We start from the raw sequence: 23,060 nt of genomic DNA, 5'->3' as shown, positions 1-23,060 counted from the left end.
CTATGTATGATAAAACAATTATGTTTTAGTTTGATTGAAATATCATTGCATAAAATTTTTTTTTGTGATTGTGCTTTCAGTAATGCTCGTCAACGTTTAACAGGTAAAGTTTTATGTTTTTTAATTAATGAAATATACTCATTATCAATCTATTTAATCATTAATAATAATTATATACATATATTAAGTTGTTGGGAAGGAAACGTAGATTGTTTTATTAAAATACCAATATCAGTATTAATAAAATTACATAAACATCATAAATTAATTCTATTAATGCAGTCAAAAGATTTAGTAATTACAGGAGATATAAAAGTTATACAACACTTAATTTTATTAATAGATTTAGTTGAGTTGGATTATATAGAATGGCTATCTCATTACATAGGAGATATTATGGCTCACAGGATAGGCATGTCTATTAATAAAGGAATTAGTTTTTTTGCAAAAATTTATAAATACTATCCACAATATATCAGTCAAATAATAACTGAAGAATGGCATTTATCTCCTAGTTCTAATGAACTTGATTGGTTTTATAAAAAAGTTAATATTATTAAGCATCAGGTTAAAGATCTGAATAAGAGGCTTGCTCAACTTGAGGATAAAATATGAGGTTATCAGATCTTCGCCGTTTTTATTGGATTATCCATATTTTTCTTTCTTATGGTTTAGATAATTTGTTTTCACAACGGCGTCTTAATATAACTTTACGTATAGGACATTATATACTATTTTGGATACGCAAGAAACATCAAAATAAAAATATTGGAGAACGTTTACGTTTAGCATTACAGGAACTAGGACCTGTATGGATTAAATTTGGTCAAATGATGTCTACTCGACGTGATCTCCTTCCCTCTACGATTGCTGATCAATTAGCTTTATTACAAGATCAAGTAACTCCGTTTGATGGTATATTAGCACGGCAGCAAATTGAACATTTTATGGGTGGTCCACTAGAAAAATGGTTTGATGATTTTGATCAAAATGCATTAGCATCGGCTTCTATTGCACAAGTACATACAGCAAAACTCAAAGAAAATGGTAAGGAAATAGTAATCAAAGTTATTAGACCAGACATTTTACCTGTTATCAAGGAAGATGTTCGTTTAATGTATTATCTTGCAAATTATATAATAAGGTTTATGGTAGATGGCTTTCGTTTACGTCCACGCGAAGTAGTACATGAATATGAAAAAAAACTTTTAGATGAATTAAACTTATTAAGAGAAGCAGCTAATACAATTCGATTACGGAATAATTTTATTAATAGTCCAATATTGTATGTACCAAAAATTTATTCTAATTATTGCTCTGAAAAAGTATTAGTAATAGAGAGAATATATGGTATTCCAATTTCTAATATACTAGATTTACAAGCACAGAATACTAATATGAAATTATTAGCTGAACGAGGAGTACAAGTTTTTTTTACACAAGTATTTCGTGATAGTTTTTTTCATGCTGACATGCATCCAGGAAATATTTTTGTTAGTTTTAAACATCCTGAAAATCCACAGTATATTAGTATAGATTGCGGAATTGTAGGAAGTTTAAATAAAAATGATAAACGTTATTTAGCAGAAAATTTTATGGCATTTTTTCAACGTGATTATCGCAAAGTAGCAGAACTACATGTTGCATCAGGATGGGTTCCTGATGATACTAATATTGAAGATTTTGAATTTGAAATTTTTAGAATTTGTGATCCTATTTTCGCAAAACCGCTTGCTGAAATTTATTTTGGTCATGTATTACTTAAATTATTTAATATAGCACGTCGTTTTAATATGGCAGTTCAACCGCAATTAGTAATGTTACAAAAAACTTTACTCTATATAGAAGGTTTAGGACGCCAACTATACCCACAACTAGATTTATGGGCTACAGCTAAGCCTTTTCTTGAAATATGGCTACGCGATCAAACGGGTCTTACAGCTCTCATGAGTTCTTTTAAAGAAAAAGCACCATTTTGGGTAGATAAAATGCCCGAACTTCCAGAATTATTATATTATAATCTACAACATCATAAAAAATTACAACACAATGTTAATCTTATTTTAACTAGGTTAGATCAACAACATTATAGTTATGGTAATTTGCATTATTTATTAAGTATTGGGTATATATTACTATTAAGTGTTATAATTTTAGTGGTAACTAAAATATTTTTTAATCTTTTTTAATGATTGCTATTGGATGTATTATTTTAGATCTTAAAATGAGGTTATATACTATTATTTTTAACGTATTAATTAAATAGTTGTTTACCTCTATATTATTTAAGTTTTTGCTAACAAACAAGTATATATTTTGTATGATACTATTATCTACAATGAATTATTATCAATCTATATGGTATAACTATTTATATAATATACAAAATAGATATTATTAATATAACATAAATAATATAAATTTATAAAAAATTTTTATTTATAATAATTACATTTGTATACTTTATCAATATTTAATGTATTTAATATATAAATTTTTAAAAAGTTAATATTTTGTGTAAATATTATTTAGTATGTAAAATTATAATCTTGTATAAGATAATAAATACCTAATAATAGTAAACAATAAAATTTAAATGTATTATTTATAATAATAAATTTATATTATTCATCAAATTATATTAGTTCCTAAAAATTAGTATTATATAAATCACACTAATAGAAACTAATATATACTATATCACATATTATATTATTAATTATTTAATAATAAATAATATTTTTTTATAAAAATTAAATTTTAATATGTATAAAAATATTAATTATCACATAACAATAAAAAATAATTCATAAAAACAAAGTAGTAATATTTTGAGTAACTGTTAGCATGTGGAATATTTATCAATATAAACAAGATTTATTAAAAATATAATTACTATCATAATAACTAATAATTATAATAAAAGTAATTATACTTTTAAAGTATAAAAATATTTAAATATAAGATATATAATTTTTTTAAAAACATAAAATATGTTTTTTTGATATTTATAAATATTGTGAAATCTTCATCAAAAAATTAATAAAAAATAATATATTTGAGTTATTCTATTCAGAAGGTATCTTATACTGATAAGATAAGCAATGTAATTAAATAATATATAATATGTATAAAATATATATTTATATATAATTTTCATAAAAACATTTACTATACATTATAGTATTATTTTTTGTAATCTCGAAACTTATATAAGTTATGTCATATATTGTTTACCTACAATAAATTTATAGTAGAGTATTTAGAATAAATTTGCTCCTTCTTTTTCAACTTTAGACAGAACAATATGTTCACGTTTTATACCTAATTGTAGTGCTAATGATGATGCAACATATATAGAAGAAATAGTTCCTATAGTAACACCGATTAACATTGTTAAAGAGAAACTATGTAACATTGCGCCACCAAAAATATACAATATAAAAATTGCAGCTATGGTTATAGCAGAAGTTATAATAGTACGCTGTAAAGTTTGTGTTAGTGAAACATTTATTATATCGTAAGGCTTACCATAAATAATATTTTGAAAATTTTCACGAATACGATCAGAAATAACAATACTATCATTTAAGGAATATCCAATAACAGACATGAGAGATGCTATAATAGTTCGATCTATCTCTATATTAAATAACGATAATACACCAAGGGTAATTATAACATCATGTATTAGAGCAATAATTGATCCTATAGCCAAGCGCCATTCAAAACGATATCCAAGGTAAAAAAGAATACAAAATAGAGCTACTAAAATTGCTATACTACCCGTTTGGATCATTTCCTTACCAATACTAGGACCAATATATTCTATACGTTTAATCAAAACAGATCCCTGTACCGCCTGTTTTACAATAAAAATAATTTTATTATTTAATGTCTGTATTGATGCTATACGAATAATAATATCATGATTATTACCAAATTTTTGTAAGACAATATTATTGTAACCAGATTGTTTTATTGCATGACGTAATATATTTAAATTAGGTTCTTTTTCTAAGGTCATTTCTATTACTGTTCCACCAGTAAAATCTATACCCCAATCAAATTTTTTAATAAATATGATACTGAGACAAGTACATAGCAAAATAACTGAGCTTACAAAAGCAAAGTATTTAAAATTCATAAAATCAATAACTTTACGGCCATGGTTAAGTTCTTCAATAATATATTCTTGTACCATGAATTTCGTCAACCTCCTAGATAGATATTTTTTTAATTTGTTTACCACCATAAATTAGATTAACAATGGCTCGCGTACAAAATATTGAAGTAAACATTGATGTTGCAATACCAATAACAGTAGTAATAGCAAATCCTTGTATTGAACCAGTACCAATGATATATAAAATAATTGCAGTAATAAGTGTTGTACAGTTTGCATCAGCTATACTATAAAAGGCATATTGATAACCTTTATGTAGGGATCGCTGTATAGAATAGCCATTCTTTATTTCTTCTTTAATGCGTTCATTGATAAGCACATTAGCATCAACTGCAATAGAAAGAGTTAATACAATTCCTGCTATTCCAGGCATTGTTAGTGTTACTCCTGGTAATAAAGACATAATACTCACAATTAGTATTAAGTTAATTATTAATGCTGTTATCGCAATAAAACCAAATTTACGATACCAGATTATCATAAATATAATAGAAGATATTACTGCCCATAGACATGATTTAAGACCTTGAATAATATTATGCATGCCTAAAATTGGACCAATAATACGCTCTTCAATAATTTGCATTGGTGCACTTAATGTACCTGCGCGCAATAATAACGAAAGATGATGAGCTTCATTAAAATCTTTCATGCCGGTAATACAGAAGGTATTGCCCAAAGGAGATTTAATAGTAGCCAAGTTAATTACTTCTTCTCTCTTGGTAAGTATATATTTACCGTTAACATCTTTGATACCCGTATTTTGATATTCTACAAATAACGTAGCCATTACATTGCCAAGGTTATGATTCGTAAAGTTAGTCATAATATTACCACCAAAATTATCAAGAGCTATTTGAATTTGAGGGCGATTAAATTCATCTCTATTTACATTAGAAGAAATAATATGAGTACCGGTAAGTATTATATTTTTGTATAATATAATAGGAATGTTATTTCGTGTATATTTAATTTCGGAATCTTCTGATAGATGATTATTATCATTAATATTAACGGTGTTATTAATATGCGTATTAACTAAATGAAACTCTAAAGTTGCGGTTGTACCTAATATTTCTTTTGCAAGTACAGTATCTTGAATACCAGGTAATTCTACTACAATACTGTCAGTACCATATCGATGTACTAATGGTTCAGCAATACCTAGTTGGTTAACACGATGACGTAAAATATTTATATTATGTTGTACTGCATATTCATATTCTTTTTGTTGGCTATTATTAGTAATAATTATTTTTAAAGAATGATCATTAATATTACTAAATATTACATTACTGTAGAATGAAGAAAGATATTTCTTACTTTGATTGCGAGTATTAGTATCAGAAAAGATTATTTCTATTTTATCTGTAGTTTTTTTTATTTTATTAATTGTAAAATTAGTAATATTATTTTTATAAAGATTATAACGTAATGAATCGATAACTTGTTGTCTTAATTTTTCTAAAACGTTATTCATATCAATTTGCATTAAAAAATATACTCCACCACGCAAATCTAGACCTAATTTCATTGGCTCAGCACCAATTTTTCTCAACCATTTAGGTGTAGCAGGTTTAAGATTTAGCGCTATAATATAGTTATTTCTAAATATATTTATTAGCGTTTCACGTGCTTGTAGCTGAATATCAGTATTTTTAAAAAGTGCTGTTATAGTATTATTTTCTAATTTAATAGATTTACTTACAATATTATTTTTTTTCAGTTCATCACGGATTTTAATTAATATTGTTTTATCAGTAATTACACTATTATTTATACTAGCAATCTGAAGAGCTGGATTTTCGCCATAAAGATTAGGCAGTGCATAAAGTAGACCTAAAAAAAATACTAATATCAACAAGATATACTTCCATAAAGGATAGCAATTTAACATGGATATTTCCTTATGATCTTTCTATACTTAGAAAGTTTCATAAATTGAGTAGTTAAATACAAAATTGTCAAAAATAGTGATCGTACGTAATTATATATAATGAATATTATAATTATTTCATATAAAATATTAATATATATAATATGGATTAGTACAACTATAATATTTGTTTAAATATTATGAATACTTATTATTTAATTAAGTATATAAATATATAATATTATTGATATAAAATATAGTATAACAATATTTATATATATTAAATGAATAATTAAATATTATAATAATATTAATAGCTACTTATTATAAAATTAATATCAAAATATAATAGTCTATAAAAATTAACATTAATAATAAATGTTATATTATTGATAATTGATTAATTATCTTTTAAAAAATTGATAATATATTTAAATATATATTTGTATTTATTAAAAATATATAAATAAAATTACTTATTCATTATTGTTGAATTACTAAAATAATTTTTTATAGGTATTATTTATAATAATATAATCTTAAAAAGATAAAATTAATTATTACTTGTTAGTTATTACAATAATTCTTCATATATTTATTATAATAAGTATTATAATTAATAGTATATTTTTAATAATTTTTATTTTTAACTATTCTTTTTTAATCTATATACAATTTAATTATACTAAACATTTATATTAGTGTGACTAATAAATTTTTTATAATATAAATATTACTTATTTTAAATAAGTATCATGTAATAATAATATTTAATATAAACATTAGCTACATTAATCATTATAAAGCTTTTATAGTACCTTTTGGTAAAATAGCAGTTATAAAATCTTTTTTTATAATGACTTCAGTGGTTTCATTTAATGCTATAGTAATATAATTAGTTTCAGAGACTTTCGTCACTTGACCAAGAAAACCACAATTAGTCATCACTTCATCACCCTTGCTAATTGCATTTATTAATCTTTTATGTTCTTTAGTTCGTTTTTGTTGTGGTAATAGTATCATAAAATATAAAATGAGACCAAATAAAAATAGCATAATTACTAAGGAATATGGACTATCTTGATTTTGCACCTCAGTAGATGCTATAGAGCTAGGAATAAATAAACTCATCAATAACTCCATATAAATAATATATTAAATATAATAACTATATATAAATTATAAATGAATAATTCATATATTGTAAATAATTATAAGTTTTTAATTTTTATTAAATAATTTTTACTATTAAGTAATTAAATAATTAAGAATATTTTTTACTCAAATAAAACTATTTTTATTTCATACTAATTGATAACATTTAATCGCATCTATTTTTATAAAAATCATCAATAAAATTATTTACCTGACCATTTTCAATGGCTGTACGTATACCAATCATTAAATGTTGATAATATCGAATATTATGTATAGTTTTTAAACGTATACCAAGAATTTCTTTACATTTATCAAGATGATGTAAATATGCACGACTATAATTAAGACAGGTATAACAATCGCAGTCTGCATCTAACATTCTTGTATCATATTTATATTGAGCATTACGTATCTTTATGACACCTGTTGTTACAAAAAGATGATTGTTTCGCGCATGACGTGTTGGTATAACACAATCAAACATATCTATACCTCGACGAACACCTTCTATTAAATCTTCTGGTTTTCCAACACCCATTAAATAACGTGGTTTTTCTATTGGCATTTTAGGGCAAATATAATCAAGAATATGGTACATGTCTTTTTTTGATTCTCCTACCGCTAAACCGCCCAGAGCATAACCATCAAACCCTATATTTATAATATTTTTAAGCGATATATCTCTTAAATCTTCGTAGATTCCACCCTGAATAATACCAAATAATGAGTTTTTATTACCTAATTGATCAAATATTTGACGGCTACGTTGAGCCCATCTTAAGGATCTCTCCATAGATTGTTTTGCATCATTCCAATTTATTGGATATGGAGTACAATCATCAAAAATCATTACTATATCAGAACCAAGATAATGTTGTATTTTTATTGATTTTTCAGGGCTTAAGAATATTGGAGAACCGTTTATTGGATTACGAAAATATACACCTTTTTCTTGAATATTACGTATTTTATTTAAGCTAAAAATTTGAAAACCACCAGAATCTGTTAATATTGGTCCATGCCACTGCATAAAATCATGTAAATCTCCATGTTCTTGAATAATTTTATATCCTGGTCGTAACCATAAATGAAAGGTATTACTAAGTAAAATTTGTACTCCAATGTCTTGGAGCTCTTCAGGAGTCATTCCTTTTACGGTACCATAAGTACCAACAGGCATAAATGCAGGAGTTTCTACTACACCGCGTTTAAAAATTAAACGACCACGACGTGCGCATCCGTCTATTTTATTTAATTCATATTTCAATGACAACCTCTAGCATTAAAAACATAATACACCGCATATGATACATTATTTTTAGTAAAAAATAAAATTAATATTTTAGATTTTATCTTAATATTAAGCAACAGTACTCAATATTTGATTAATTTACACATTAAAGAATGTAATGTATTATAATTTAACTAAGAATTTATTCAAAATAAATTTTAACATGATATTGATATTAAAAATAATGTAACGTTTTTATATTAAGTTTAAAATTTAAAATTATTTTATATTTAATAAATATTACTTAATATATTAATTATTTTTAAATGATATATTAGATATATATGCTCTAATATATTAAATAAATAAAAACTCTATTCTTACCAAGAAAAATATAAGTTAAAAAATATTTTATAATCAATTAAAATGAAATATTATATTGTAATATATATTATATAATACTGATTCTTTAATCATTTTTATAATTATAATTTCATTAAATAATTATTTTTTATAACATAATAATAAACGTACAAGATACTAATTATACTTATAATTATATATAACTTAATAACATAAAAAATAAATAAATAATATAGCATTTTATATACTTATGTATTACAAGCCAATGATATATTATAATTAATAATTATTCATTTATTTGTTGTATAGATTAAATATAGGTTAAACATAATATGTTAAGTAATTTTATTTACTGCATATATATCTTAATATGTGTAAGATAATATTTATATTTTATGATATAATGATTAATTATTAATCAACAAAAATAGAGAGTACTAACTAATTAGTTATCAATAATATGTAATATATATACTATTTATTAATAAATTAATTTATGATTATATATTTGCTCTAATGTATTATTATTTATATACATAATAAATAATTAATTATAATATCATTTTATATTTAATAAATAATTAATATAACAATATAATAATGGTAAATTATTTTTATACAATTAATAATATAGTATATTCGTATCATTATTTAATAATAAAATATTCTCTAGATAATATGTATCAATTACATATTATACAAAATAACAATACATATTTTTTATTTTACAAAATTTCTATAAATAACAAATACTTAGTAAAATAATTATATAGAATTAACTATTTTTAATGTTTAATGTATTAAAATTAATATATTTCTAAATAATATATATTATTATTATTAATATTACACTAAAAATATAATGTTTTAAATAAGCAATATTTATTATTATAAATACATATTATGTATTTCGTTATATTTTTAATTATTGTATGATATTATATTAGGCAATATCTTATATATTATTATTTTTTTAAAAAACTATACAAAAATTATACTATCCTTACCTTTAAATGTTTAAATAATATTATTACTTTATTGTAATTAGATTATAATTTAGTTAAATATTTTTTATAATAAAAATACTGTACGAAGAATGATTAATAGTCAATATCAAATACTAATTGATTAAAATTTATAAAATAATATAAATAATTATTATATATAAGATATTATCTTACTAAAGATTAGTATTAATTTTTGATCTATACCTTAAATAAAGATATTTTTAAAAATTATTTATTATTATTGTATTTTATATAACATATTATTATTTATTTTAAGACAATAATATACATTGTATTAAATAATAATATGTTACTATTTTAAATAACAAATAAAAATATTAAAATTTTAATAACAGAAACTATAAAAAAGAATATACGCTCATTATTAAGTTATTTGTATTGTATTATCGTTTCTAAAAATAAAAAATATCTTCCTGATAATTTTGTCATGATAAAGCTATTTCTTAGATAGTCATACGAATAATTAGTATTACTTAATCTATTAAATGTTATGCTATTGTAAATAATAACAAATATATACATTATTCTATAAAATTAGAAAAATTTTTACATTTTAGTAGACTATTTTTTCTAAAATTTATTTTAATATTAAACTATTAATTTTTATAAATACTTTTAATATCAGTAAATTAATTTTATTCGAAATGCGAGATAAACCATAGTATGATATAATCATACATTTTAATTTCTTTTGAAAAATCTTAATCTCTTAAAGATTCAAATAAATTTTATATAAAAAAACTTTTTCAAAAAATTCAAAATTAATAGTATATTTTTTGTCTATTATTATTTTTATGATATAAAACACTAAGTACCTTAAAATTAAAAATCAATTAAATAGCATTTTGCATAATAAATTATATTAATACTAATAATATAACTCATATAACATGTTATAATAATTAATTATTTATTAGAAATGAATGAGATAATAAGATTATATCTTAGTTATTCATATCTATTAAATTATATAATATAATAAATATTATTTTATTTTAATATACATTCATTAATTCTTTTATTTTCTTATTAGTAGTTACAGCAATAACTAAGCATATTAAGATATTTTAAGAAAAATTACTATATTTTATCTTATTTAGTAATTAAATAGTTATATGCACTGTTGATGTCATTATCTATGCTATAAATGATATTTATTTAAGATTAATGAGTAAATATTATTTTATATATTACTTAGGTCTATATCATAGATATAATATATTATTTTAATACCAAATAGTATTTGGGTGCATTTCCTTTTAAACAAAATATATAAAAATATCAAAAATATTTATAATATTATATTTAGAGTTTTTATTCATTAATTACAATACATTCTACGTACAAAGAATATACTATTATCATACTAATATGTATTTTAAATAAATATATTTTATTAGTACATAGTATGTTTATAAAATATAGATTACAAAATAATATTAATTAATTAAATATTAGAACGCAATAGTTTTTAAGAGAAGTTAATAATGCAATCATTTGAAATTATTGATTTTTAATTTTATATGATATAATATGATACTCTTATTAAATTATTAAATAAAAATAAATATTAAGTAATAATACTCAATTGTTTATTTAAAAAATAGATTCTTTCTTAAGAGAAAAGCAGTTAAAATATATTTATAGTTATTCATTGATAATGATAACTAAAAAATTTCTTGAAAAATAATTTCTATATCATTAAAGAAAATATATATGATACATAATAATGTGAATGTAAATATTTATCATAATCTTTAATTTTTATCTAAAAATAATATATATACATACTAATAAGTATATTAAAAATTTTATTAAAAAATATTCAGACATCAACAAATTCAATTTTATTATATAAGATAATAAAAAATATTTTATTGCATAATTAAATATTATATATGTTTCTTAAAAATATAAAAGTAATAATTTTGTTATTATTTAGGATTTTATTTATGTATTATATAATAAAACTAAATTTTTAAAAAACATCTTATATAATGCATAATCAATCATTAATAATGAATGACGTATAAATAATGACCTTTAATATTCAAGTAATTTGTTATTATAGTAATAAAAGATATCTTAAGTATCTGAATAAATAATTTATAAACGTTATGAAACTATTTTTTAGAATTTTACTGCATGATTTTATGTTAACATGATATCTATCATATTTCTATGTATTTAAAATAATAATGTTTAATGGTTGGTTATGATTATTTTAATATCAAAGTCTACTCAAAACTAAGAATATAAACATTACCTAAACATACTATATTAATAAATAATAAAATATTTAATTATTATAAAGTAATCACAAAATAATATTTATTACTTATTCAATATAATGACAAAATTAAACAGCAATTTGTTTATTATCTTTATTAACTATCTAATTAATAATATTTAAATAACTTTAACTAGTTGTACAATAATGTTTATTAAAAAAATTATTATAAATAATAAATCAATAATATTGAATATTATTGATTTATTTTACAAATAGATATATATAAGATATTATATTGTCAATAATATAAACAATCAGTAATATTTTGTTACATAACATTACAAATAATATATCATTAAATATAGTATATATACTATATATTTATTTAATTTTTTTATAAAAATAAAGGAGATTTCTAATTTTGGCTAATATTAATTCAGCTAAGAAACGTGCTGTACAATCTGAAAAACGTCGCAAACATAATGTTAGTCGTCGCTCTATGATACGCACTTTTCTTAAAAAAGTATATGAAGCAATTGCCACTGGTGATAAAATTGCTGCACAAAATGCATTTAATAACATGCAACCTATTATAGATCGTCATGCCTGCAAAGGATTAATTCATAAAAATAAAGCCGCACGACATAAAGCAAATTTAATAGCGCATATCAAGAAAATGTAGTAATAATTATTTAAATACAAAATATAAATTATAATATACCAGTATTTTCTATCGGCAATCAATATAATAGTTTTAAAAATATAATAAATATTAATTAATAATTATAATTTTAATTTATTAATATGCATGAATTTTGTATAACCAAGTAAATATATTGTATATATTTTCTATAAAATTTCTTATATAAATAAAATAATAAAATATTTATAGTTTTATTATATACTTTAATTATAAAGTACTGAAATAATTTCTATCAATAAATATTTTATAAAAAATAATTTTATTAAAAATTGTTGATTTGGAATACTTAGACATTACTTAATAGATAAATGAATTAATTATTATTGATTAATAGTATTTTAGAACACTTTTTATTTATGTCATTATTAATATTTTTTCCACAAAACTACTAGATCAATTCTTGCTTAAAAATGTTTAATAAAGATAAATCATATAATGATATATATAATTAAAATTGTGTTTGCTTATTTATTAAAATAAAAAATATTAATTTATTTAATTGTAAACATTTTCTTTAATAAATAAAAGTAATTACATTTAGCACTAATACATTTTATGCTCGTAATGTTAGTATACAAATATCTTTGTTTAATATACTAAAATGCATTACAATACATTAACTTGGCAAATATAAAGAATCTTTATGAGTTATAATAAAATACCGCAAAAATATCTTTTTATTTTTATAGCAAATTTGATCGAGCTTGCTCAGTATATAAGTATACGTTACAGTACGTTTCAAAACTCTAATAAACAATTATCTGTGTGGTAAATAAGAGGTAAGGTATGAAACGTGCAGTAATTACTGGTTTAGGCGTTATTTCTAGTATTGGAAATAATACACAGGAAGTTTTATCTTCTTTAAAAAAAGGACGTTCTGGTATTATTTTTGCACCTGAACTGCAAGAGATTGGTATGCGTAGCCAAGTATGGGGTAACATTGCTTTAGACACTACTGGTATGATTGATCGTAAAATCATGCGTTTTATGAGTGATGCCTCTATTTATGCTTATCTCTCTATGCAAGAGGCCATTAAAGACTCTTCTTTAAAATATAATATGATCTCTAATGATAGAACTGGTCTAATAGTTGGGTCTGGAGGTGGATCTCCACGTAATCAAGTTGCTGGTGCAAATAGTATGCGTGCACGTGGTCTTCGTAGTGTAGGTCCGTATATGGTTACAAAGGCAATGGGTTCTGGAGTATCAGCATGTTTAGCAACTCCGTTTAAAATTCGTGGTGTTAATTATTCTATTAGTTCTGCCTGTGCTACCTCTGCTCACTGTATTGGTAACGCAGCAGAAATTATTCAATTATGTAAGCAAGATATTATTTTTGCGGGTGGTGGTGAAGAATTATGCTGGGAGCTTGCTTGTGAATTTGATGCAATGGGAGCATTGTCTACTCATTATAATGCTACTCCAGAAAAAGCATCACGTACGTATGATACTAAAAGAGATGGTTTCGTTATATCAGGAGGAGGCGGAATCGTGGTTGTTGAAGAATTAGAGCATGCTTTAAAACGTGGTGCACATATATATGCTGAAATAGTTGGTTATGGCGCTACTTCTGATGGTTACGACATGGTCGTACCTTCTGGTGAAGGAGCTGCTCGTTGCATGCGTATGGCTATGAAAAATATAGATACCCAAATTGATTATTTAAATGTTCATGGTACGTCTACTCCAATAGGTGATATAAAAGAATTAGGTGCAATACGTGCAGTTTTTGGTACAAATACTCCAGCAATTTCTGCGACGAAAGCAATGACTGGTCATGCTTTAGGTGCTGCTGGAGTCCATGAAGTGATTTATACATTACTAATGTTAGAGCATGGCTTTATAGCTCCAAGTATTAATATTGAAGAGCTTGACAAACAGGCGCATGGTATGAATATTTTTACTAAAACAACGTTATGTAATATGAGTACTGTAATGTCAAATAGTTTTGGTTTTGGAGGTACTAATGTTAGTTTATTAATGAAAAAATTAAGCAATGATTAATTATAATATTAATATTATAATTTCATGATTTAATAAAAGAATAAAATAATATTTAAATAAATTATTATATTCTATATAATGATGTTATTAATTATAAAAAATTAAAATTGTACAATAAATTATTTAATAAAATAATATACTTAATGATACATTAAAATATATTCTATATTAGAAGATTATTATATTCTTATTATTAATTTTTTAAATTTTTATAAAATAATTAGTTGAATGTAAGTAATGATATTCAATACTTTAAATGTTATTTTTATTAATTCTATATTAAAAATAATTTTTTAAAATTTTACTATTATTTAAGTTTAGTAAAATAGTACATTACTAAACTTAATAAAATATACAATTATATTGTTGTATATCTACTTAAAAAGTATTGCAATATATTATGTAATATTAATATATTATTATTATATTATTTATATAATTTATGCATATCTATATTTATACTATTTAATAGTATAAATAATTTACAATTAAATTAATAGAAATCATTGCTTAAATAATTAATAATATAATAAATATTTTATTATGAATTTCTTTGCATTATTTTTCTATATGTAAAAAAAATATTTTATGTATTAAAAATCTATTATTAAATAAATAAAATTTTTAAGAAAATATTATTGAATATAATATAACTATATGTTATAGAAATTAATATATTACTCTTAGTAATATATAATGATTATTATATAAATAATTGTTATATATATCAAACAATAATAAGAATATTACATATAGTGAATATAATGCATTAGTATTTAATATATTATTGATTTATCAATAATTTTGTAAAAATTAACATAAAATTAAAAATAATTAATATATATAATATTTTATATCTATAATAATCTATTAGATAGATTAACTATTTTTAAAAATAAAATTAATTATAGTGTAAATATTAATATTCTAATAAGAAGTTATTATTTGTTTTTTATATTCTTAATAATATTTATTATTATCATAATAACATTATATTTATATAATACTGCTATTATTAAGAATTTATGTAGCATTATTATTAAGTAAAAATTATAACTAACAAAAATATTATTAAAATAACATTAATTTAAAACAATACATTTCAAGATAGTTAACATAATGTATTATTATCTGTACTGTATAATACAAACAATGTAAATAATAAAGTTATTTTTATAAAAACTTTAATAATATTAGTATACTTATTACTCTTTTCTTTATATTATCATAATAATATAATATTATTAGAGTTTCTAAGATAATATTAATATTGTTAGCTATCTTATAAAATTATTATAATTTTAAAAACTTCTTGAGTATTATGAATTTAATCATAGTACAATACTATTATTATAGTACATATCAATATTAAATAATACGATGATTGTTATGTATAAAAATCATAAAATATAATTTTTTATCAAAAAAATATTTTTTAATACATGTAATGTATGATTAATATATCAATATTATTGATTTGATTAATGAGGTATATTAAAATTATTTTTTGTAATATATAATTTATGTGATAAAATAATTAATTATAATCATTATATCTTATTATTTTTTTATTATAATAAAGATAAACAAAATATTTTTTATATCTAACAAAGAAGATTATTTATGATATTAAAATTGACGGGTCGTCGTATAGCAACGGATGTACAAGGTTATTTATTAAATATTGATGATTGGAGTGAAGATTTAGTTCCATTATTAGCTAAAAAAGAATGCCTTAATCTTAGTCAAGCACATTGGAATGTAATAAGATTTATACGTACTTTTTATTTAGAATTTAATATTACACCAGCTATTCGTATATTAATAAGCGAGATGAATAAAAAATATGGTATAGAATATATTAACAGTAATTATCTTTATTGTTTATTTCCTAAGGGACCAGCACAACAAGCAACTAAGCTTGCAGGTTTACCAAAACCAATACATTGCATTTAATACATTTTTTAATAAAATTTTTATCTAATTATTTTTAATAAAATATAAATTTTCATATATAGTATAAATATATTATGTTAATATTATATTCTATCATATAATGATATTGTACTTACTAACTTAAAAAGAAATGATTAATTAACTATTTTATTATCTGCTTATATCCAAAATAGATGCATCTCTCTAAGAAAGAACAAGAAATATATTATTTGTCATATAAATTATATATTTTATTTTTTATGATACATCTGATATATTAGATAATTCTTTTTTTGTTTTTTATTATTCTAAATAATAATAAGTTATTAATAATTATTATAATTTGTTATTATTAATTTTTTCTTTTTTGATATAATATATTCTTTTTAAGAAAAAATATAACTTAATATATAATATTAAGTTATATTTTAATAAAGTAATATAAATTATTAATATAATTATGATATTTCTTAATATGTATTTTCTTCTGTAATATAAATGATATTAATATTCTTGATGGTTTTAATGTTTTCTTAAAAAATTCTTTATTTGCAGTACTTAATAATATAATATTTTATTAAGATAAAAAATATTTATAATTATTAACAAAGTAATATTAATTAAATATTGATAATCAAATTTAGAAAAATAATAATATCTTTATTATAATGATCTTAAATTTTTTAAATTTAAATAATATACTCTATAACAATATATCTTGTTATTTTATTGAAAAAATACAGCTAATATATTAAATATTATAAAATACTAAAAATAATTTATATATTTATTTCAGTATTAATTAAATATGTTGATAACATTATAATGACAGAATACCTGAAATAGAATTTTATTATCTAATATAAATAGTAATAATTAACTAAAATATATTTAATATATTGTATGGAGTAATATATTTAAAATATTTAGATTTTATATAAATATTGATTATAATTGTTTTATTTACAATTACTTATGAGAAACATTTTTTGAACTACAGAAAATATTATTATATTTATATGTAGTATATTTATTATAAACTTACTAAAAGTTAATATATCATTTAATGATTTTTACATATACAATTAATATTTAATTTATTATTAATTAAATAATAAAACATATAAAAAATATATTAATTCTATATAGAAAGTTATACTTATATGAATATAAAATATTATTTTGATACAAATAGTCAACATAATATTTATTGATTTATAAAAGATAAAATTGTGTATTGAGTAAAGTAACTATATACTGTTTTCTTTAAAAATTAGTAATGTAATATTAGTACTATAAATAGCTATAAAATTGTATATATGAGTTATTATACATAGATATAATAAATTAATTATTATTTACTTATATTATGTTTACTTAATAAGTAAGGAACGCACCTAAATGCATTTTCGTGCTATTATTCGCATTGTAGGTTTACTTGTTATCTTATTTTCAGGAACTATGATTATTCCTGGAATAGTAGCGCTAATTTATCGTGATGGTGCAGGACGTGCTTTTACTGAGACATTTTTAGTTGCGCTAATAATTGGCATTTTCTTATGGTGGCCGCAACGTCAACAAAAACAAATTTTAAAACCTCGTGAAGGTTTTCTTATCGTTGTTTTGTTGTGGACTGTTTTAGGAGGCGTAGGAGCACTACCTTTTTTATTTTCTGAAAGACCCCATCTTAGTATTACAGATGCATGCTTTGAATCATTTTCTGGTTTAACTACTACAGGAGCAACCACCCTTATAGGGTTGGATAGCTTGCCTAAGGCTATTTTATTTTATAGACAAATGTTGCAATGGTTAGGTGGTATGGGAATCATTGTATTAGCTGTAGCAATTTTACCTATTTTAGGAGTAGGAGGTTTACAACTTTATCGCGCTGAAATGCCTGGTCCTCTTAAAGATAATAAAATGAGACCTAGAATCGCTGAAACAGCAAAAACACTTTGGTTTATATATTTATTACTCACGATATCTTGCGCTGTGGTATTATGGATTGCCGGAATGGATATCTTTGATGCGATCTCACATAGTTTTTCTACTATAGCTATTGGTGGTTTTTCAACTCATGATGCTAATATAGGTTATTTTAAAAGCTCAACTATTAATAATATTATTATATTTTTCTTACTTATTTCTGGTTGCAACTTTAGTTTACACTTTGCTTTTTTAAGTGGACGCAGCTTAAAAGTATATTGGTTTGATCCAGAATTCCGTATGTTTATTGGTATTCAATTTACGTTAATATTTATATGTTTTTTAATACTATGGTTGTATAATATATACCCAACAACATTACAAACGTTAAATTATGCATGTTTTCAGGTAGTTTCCATGATAACTACTGCAGGGTTTACTACAGTAAATATAGCTCATTGGCCATTATTTTTACCTATTCTTTTATTATGTTCTGCATTTATTGGTGGTTGTGCAGGATCTACTGGTGGAGGATTAAAAGTAATTCGTATTTTACTATTGTTTTTACAAGGTTCTCGTGAGCTAAAACGTCTAGTACATCCTAATGCAGTATATACAATTAAACTAGGTAGTCGAGCCTTACCTGAACGTATTCTTGAAGCAGTATGGGGATTTTTTTCTGCTTATGCATTAGTTTTCGTTATTAGTATGTTAACTATTATAGCAACTGGTGTAGATGATTTTTCTGCATTTACTATAATAGTTGCTACATTAAATAATCTTGGTCCTGGTTTAGGTATTGTTGCCGATAATTTTAGTACAATTAATCATACAGCAAAATGGGTATTAGTGATAACTATGTTATTTGGTCGACTTGAAGTATTTACTTTATTAGTATTATTTACATCAACTTTTTGGCGCAACTAAACTAATTAAAATTTATAATAAATAATTTTACATTATAAATCATGTAAATATTAATAATCTATATTTATTATCATAGATAAATTAAGATATAATTTCTTATATAGTAGCTAATAATTATTATATATTATACGTGCAATATTATTTTATATAAAATAATCTTTATGTAAATAAATGCATATAAGTTTATTGAAAATAAAGATATTTGTGTATATATTTATTGTTAGTATTATTTATATAATTACCACAATTAATAATTTAATAATATATTAAGTTTATTATTTAAAGTAAATTTTACGTTACGTTAACTAAAATAGAGAATACTAATAGATAAAAAATATAGATTTATAATGCTTTGGCTTAATACTTACTATCTACAACGATATTAATTTTTTTAGAGAATACTAAATTATTCACGTTATCATTTGTTAGATAAGCAGCAAATATTATTTATTGTCAAATAAATTAATGGAAAAACTAATACTACTAAAAAGTAAAATATACATACTAGTAAGATATTAAGTATTTAACTTAACTAATTTTTTAATTTAATTAACATTATACTTAATATTAATAATTATCTGAAATATTATAAAAATGTATTTAATAAATCAATAATTTATTCTAAGCAAGTTAACGCAAGTCATATAACTATTTATTTTTTAATAGATTAATATTTTAGATATTAATACTATAATTACTTTATAAAATTTTGTTGATAATATTCAGAATAAATTATTTAAGATATTTATGTAATATTAATTATAAAAATTTTATGCTTAATATATTTATATACTTATATATAGATCATAAATAAATCAATTATATTATGTATTTTGTAATACTAAGCTTAATTAAATATTTTTCAGTTATTCAAAAATAATATTTTTGTTATCAAATAATATGTAGTAATAACTTAATATTTAAGTGTATTCTTATTTTATGTTATAATTTTTCTATATTGTAGTGCGTTATAATTTTTAAATAAGTTCTAAAATTTAAAAAAAATTAATTAAGAATGATATATTAATATTGATTTTTAGATAATTATCATATATCATATTATATAGTAGTAACATTACATAATAATGTTATTATTAATATAATACACATATTATCTATAACTAATAACAATAATCATTGATTAAATAATCACCAAAATTTTTTAAAAAAGTAACACATGAAAATAATAACATTATATGCAATAAAATATATTAATATATACTATATTGAGTACGAAAAATATTTAAAGTACTATTATGCTTATATAATTTATGTAATATTTAATAACAAAAAATTATATATAATATAATTACTGATTTATTTTAAGCATAAATATGTATGAATTAGCATAAATACTATTAATAAAATAATAGAACTATAATATTATTTACTAATTAAATCTTAATGAATATTTATTAAAAAAATAAATATCAATAGTATTGATATATTTGTAGAGTTTTATGTCCCCATCGTCTAGAGGTCTAGGACACAGCCCTTTCACGGCTGTAACAGGGGTTCAAATCCCCTTGGGGACATTATGCATTACAAATATTATTTATGAATATTGTACATGATTATATATAAAATTAAACATGTAATGTGCTATATAAAATCATGATATAACACACTACAATAGCTGCTTATACTAATATAGTATTAGTGTACTTTTAATAAATACTCATGTATATGTTTGTATAAAATATATTTTATTATAATTATAAATGAAATAATTAAACCACACATTTCAATACTTAAAAGATTATAATAATTAAAATAATTAATTTTTTTATATCAATAAGAATTTATTTCTAAAAATTAATAGACCTAAATTTATATTTTTAATTTTTATAGATAATAATGTATGACTATTTATTATTAATAATATCTTGATATATTACAATAATAAGTTATTATATCATAGTATAGCCTTGATAAATATAATTTATAATGCCTTACTAATATAATTTTATTTTTAATAAAATTATTATTAATAATTTTTATAGTATATATAAAAATGCCAAATATATATATTTATTTGAGTATTTTCTGATAATAGTTAATTATATTACATTGTTATATTATCAAAATATATGATATAATCACATCAGTAAAAATTACTAAATAGTATGCTAAAGTCTTATGAATTCATATTAATGACATAAATTAACTAATCTATTTTAAAATATTATATAGAATCTATTACTACAGTAATAGATAATTAATTATTTATATATTATGTTATGTTATTTTTCATAAAATATAACAAATGTTTTCTTTATAATATTTTTTAATGTATAAATATTTTATACATTATTAATGATTATTAGTTATAATAAATTACTTAATCATCTAAATTCATATAAAAAAATATAATTTTTAAAAAAATTATAACAACATATATTATTAAGTATTAATAACAATGTTTAAACATTATAATAAGAGAAAATAATAATATTTTTTAACTTTTAAAAAAATATTATTAATATTTAATATTGTGTATATATAAAGAATAGTACAATATAATTAGATAATTTCATAACATAAATTTCAATATTAATATATTTTATTGTTTTCTATTTCTATAGTTATTACAAATTAATTTATTTTAATTATATTATTAAATAATTATTTTAATGGATACATATCATCATAGTTATTGTAATAATTGATTGTAAACAAAATACTTGCTTATAAATAAAATATAAGTATCATCATTATTTATGATAATATCTTGTATATATAAAATAACAAAATATTTTTTATATTGTTATTACTATACTTAAAAACAATATTGTTTCTGATATAAAAAGATATGCATTTATTCTCTTAAATAACTGCTTAATTAGTTGTATTTTATATTCAAAGAATATGTATTTACTCTGATCAAATAAATTATAAAAAATTTTTATTAATATAATGAATATATTAAGTATAGTAAATTATTTATATTTATCATATATATTATTAATATAATTAATATATATTTATATTTCTAGAGTAAAGTAATATATAAATAAATTTAATTTACAATTATTTCATATATCTATATACTTAATAAGTAAATAATAATAAATGATTAGTAATGAATATGAATTAAATTACTATTTTTTTAATATTATAAAGTTAATTAAAAAAATTTCTATTTTCATTAAAAATGGTAATTATTTTTTAAGTATATTTATTAACTTAGTTAATATTAATTGTAATTATTCTAAATAATAATATAGTTATTTATATAAAAAAATATTTACTAAATAAAATAACAACAGAACAAATATTATTTTATGTTATCTAAATTATTTAAAATAATATATTTTATATATATTACTTTATATATAAAATATTGTAATATTTTGTATTTATATTTTTTAAAGAGAATATGTTATATCATAAAATAATATTAATATATTTAAGTACTATTGATTGTATTAATATTTTTTATATATTAGTATTAATTTATAGAATAATTATATAAATAAAAATATTAAAT

General features: G+C 20.3%; 9 protein-coding genes, 1 tRNA gene and 1 pseudogene. 7 read left to right on the top strand and 4 right to left on the bottom strand.

All coding sequences use genetic code 11. The features are described 5' to 3' along the window. Positions 1 to 6: 6 nt before the first annotated feature. Positions 7 to 615: a ubiquinone biosynthesis accessory factor UbiJ gene (locus GII40_RS03100; RefSeq protein ID WP_226813366.1), complete on the top strand. Its 609-nt coding sequence runs from the start codon at positions 7 to 9 to the stop codon at positions 613 to 615. Next, positions 612 to 2,156: pseudogene (ubiB, locus tag GII40_RS03095) on the top strand (ubiquinone biosynthesis regulatory protein kinase UbiB); the annotation flags it as partial. The gene GII40_RS03100 and the pseudogene ubiB, both read left to right, overlap by 4 nt. 1,106 nt (positions 2,157 to 3,262) lie before the next feature. Here the strand turns inward: ubiB and secF are convergent. The 4 genes from secF to tgt all read right to left on the bottom strand — a co-directional run bounded on the left by secF (position 3,263) and on the right by tgt (position 8,487). After that, entirely contained in the window at positions 3,263 to 4,204 is a 942-nt protein-coding gene (gene secF / locus GII40_RS03090; protein ID WP_226813365.1) for a protein translocase subunit SecF, read from the bottom strand. A 16-nt stretch (positions 4,205 to 4,220) separates the two neighbouring features. Beyond that, positions 4,221 to 6,083 (bottom strand): protein translocase subunit SecD, encoded by a 1,863-nt coding sequence (gene secD, locus GII40_RS03085; protein ID WP_226813364.1) that lies wholly within the window; start codon positions 6,081 to 6,083, stop codon positions 4,221 to 4,223. A gap of 777 nt (positions 6,084 to 6,860) precedes the next feature. Beyond that, entirely contained in the window at positions 6,861 to 7,193 is a 333-nt protein-coding gene (gene yajC / locus GII40_RS03080; RefSeq protein WP_226813363.1) for a preprotein translocase subunit YajC, read from the bottom strand. 190 nt (positions 7,194 to 7,383) lie between these two features. Beyond that, entirely contained in the window at positions 7,384 to 8,487 is a 1,104-nt protein-coding gene (gene tgt / locus GII40_RS03075) for a tRNA guanosine(34) transglycosylase Tgt (protein WP_226813362.1), read from the bottom strand. Between the two features lie 4,009 nt (positions 8,488 to 12,496). Between tgt and rpsT the strand changes: the two genes are divergently transcribed. From rpsT to GII40_RS03050, 5 genes are all read left to right on the top strand, one after another. Continuing rightward, positions 12,497 to 12,757 carry a 30S ribosomal protein S20 gene (gene rpsT / locus GII40_RS03070; protein WP_226813361.1) on the top strand — a complete coding sequence of 87 codons (261 nt, stop codon included), beginning with the start codon at positions 12,497 to 12,499 and terminating at the stop codon, positions 12,755 to 12,757. Between the two features lie 807 nt (positions 12,758 to 13,564). Continuing rightward, positions 13,565 to 14,782, top strand: a complete 1,218-nt coding sequence (fabB, locus tag GII40_RS03065; RefSeq protein WP_226813360.1) for a beta-ketoacyl-ACP synthase I — start codon at positions 13,565 to 13,567, stop codon at positions 14,780 to 14,782. A 1,623-nt stretch (positions 14,783 to 16,405) separates the two neighbouring features. Then, entirely contained in the window at positions 16,406 to 16,738 is a 333-nt protein-coding gene (locus tag GII40_RS03060) for a TusE/DsrC/DsvC family sulfur relay protein (RefSeq protein ID WP_420885593.1), read from the top strand. A 1,380-nt stretch (positions 16,739 to 18,118) separates the two neighbouring features. Then, positions 18,119 to 19,570: a Trk system potassium transporter TrkH gene (trkH, locus tag GII40_RS03055; RefSeq protein ID WP_226813359.1), complete on the top strand. Its 1,452-nt coding sequence runs from the start codon at positions 18,119 to 18,121 to the stop codon at positions 19,568 to 19,570. Positions 19,571 to 21,032: 1,462 nt separating this feature from the next. Beyond that, positions 21,033 to 21,105, top strand: a tRNA-Glu gene (locus tag GII40_RS03050). Positions 21,106 to 23,060 lie beyond the last annotated feature (1,955 nt).

Source organism: Candidatus Profftia lariciata, assembly GCF_020541265.1.
Classification (GTDB): Bacteria; Pseudomonadota; Gammaproteobacteria; order Enterobacterales; family Enterobacteriaceae; genus Profftia; species Profftia lariciata.
This window is presented reverse-complemented; position numbering and strand designations above follow the sequence as displayed.

Coding starts and splice junctions, on each gene's coding strand:
- GII40_RS03100 (WP_226813366.1), top strand. CDS start 7: ATGATAAAACAATTATGTTTTAGTTTGATTGAAATATCATTGCATAAA.
- secF (WP_226813365.1), bottom strand. CDS start 4,204: ATGGTACAAGAATATATTATTGAAGAACTTAACCATGGCCGTAAAGTT.
- secD (WP_226813364.1), bottom strand. CDS start 6,083: ATGTTAAATTGCTATCCTTTATGGAAGTATATCTTGTTGATATTAGTA.
- yajC (WP_226813363.1), bottom strand. CDS start 7,193: ATGAGTTTATTTATTCCTAGCTCTATAGCATCTACTGAGGTGCAAAAT.
- fabB (WP_226813360.1), top strand. CDS start 13,565: ATGAAACGTGCAGTAATTACTGGTTTAGGCGTTATTTCTAGTATTGGA.
- GII40_RS03060 (WP_420885593.1), top strand. CDS start 16,406: ATGATATTAAAATTGACGGGTCGTCGTATAGCAACGGATGTACAAGGT.
- trkH (WP_226813359.1), top strand. CDS start 18,119: ATGCATTTTCGTGCTATTATTCGCATTGTAGGTTTACTTGTTATCTTA.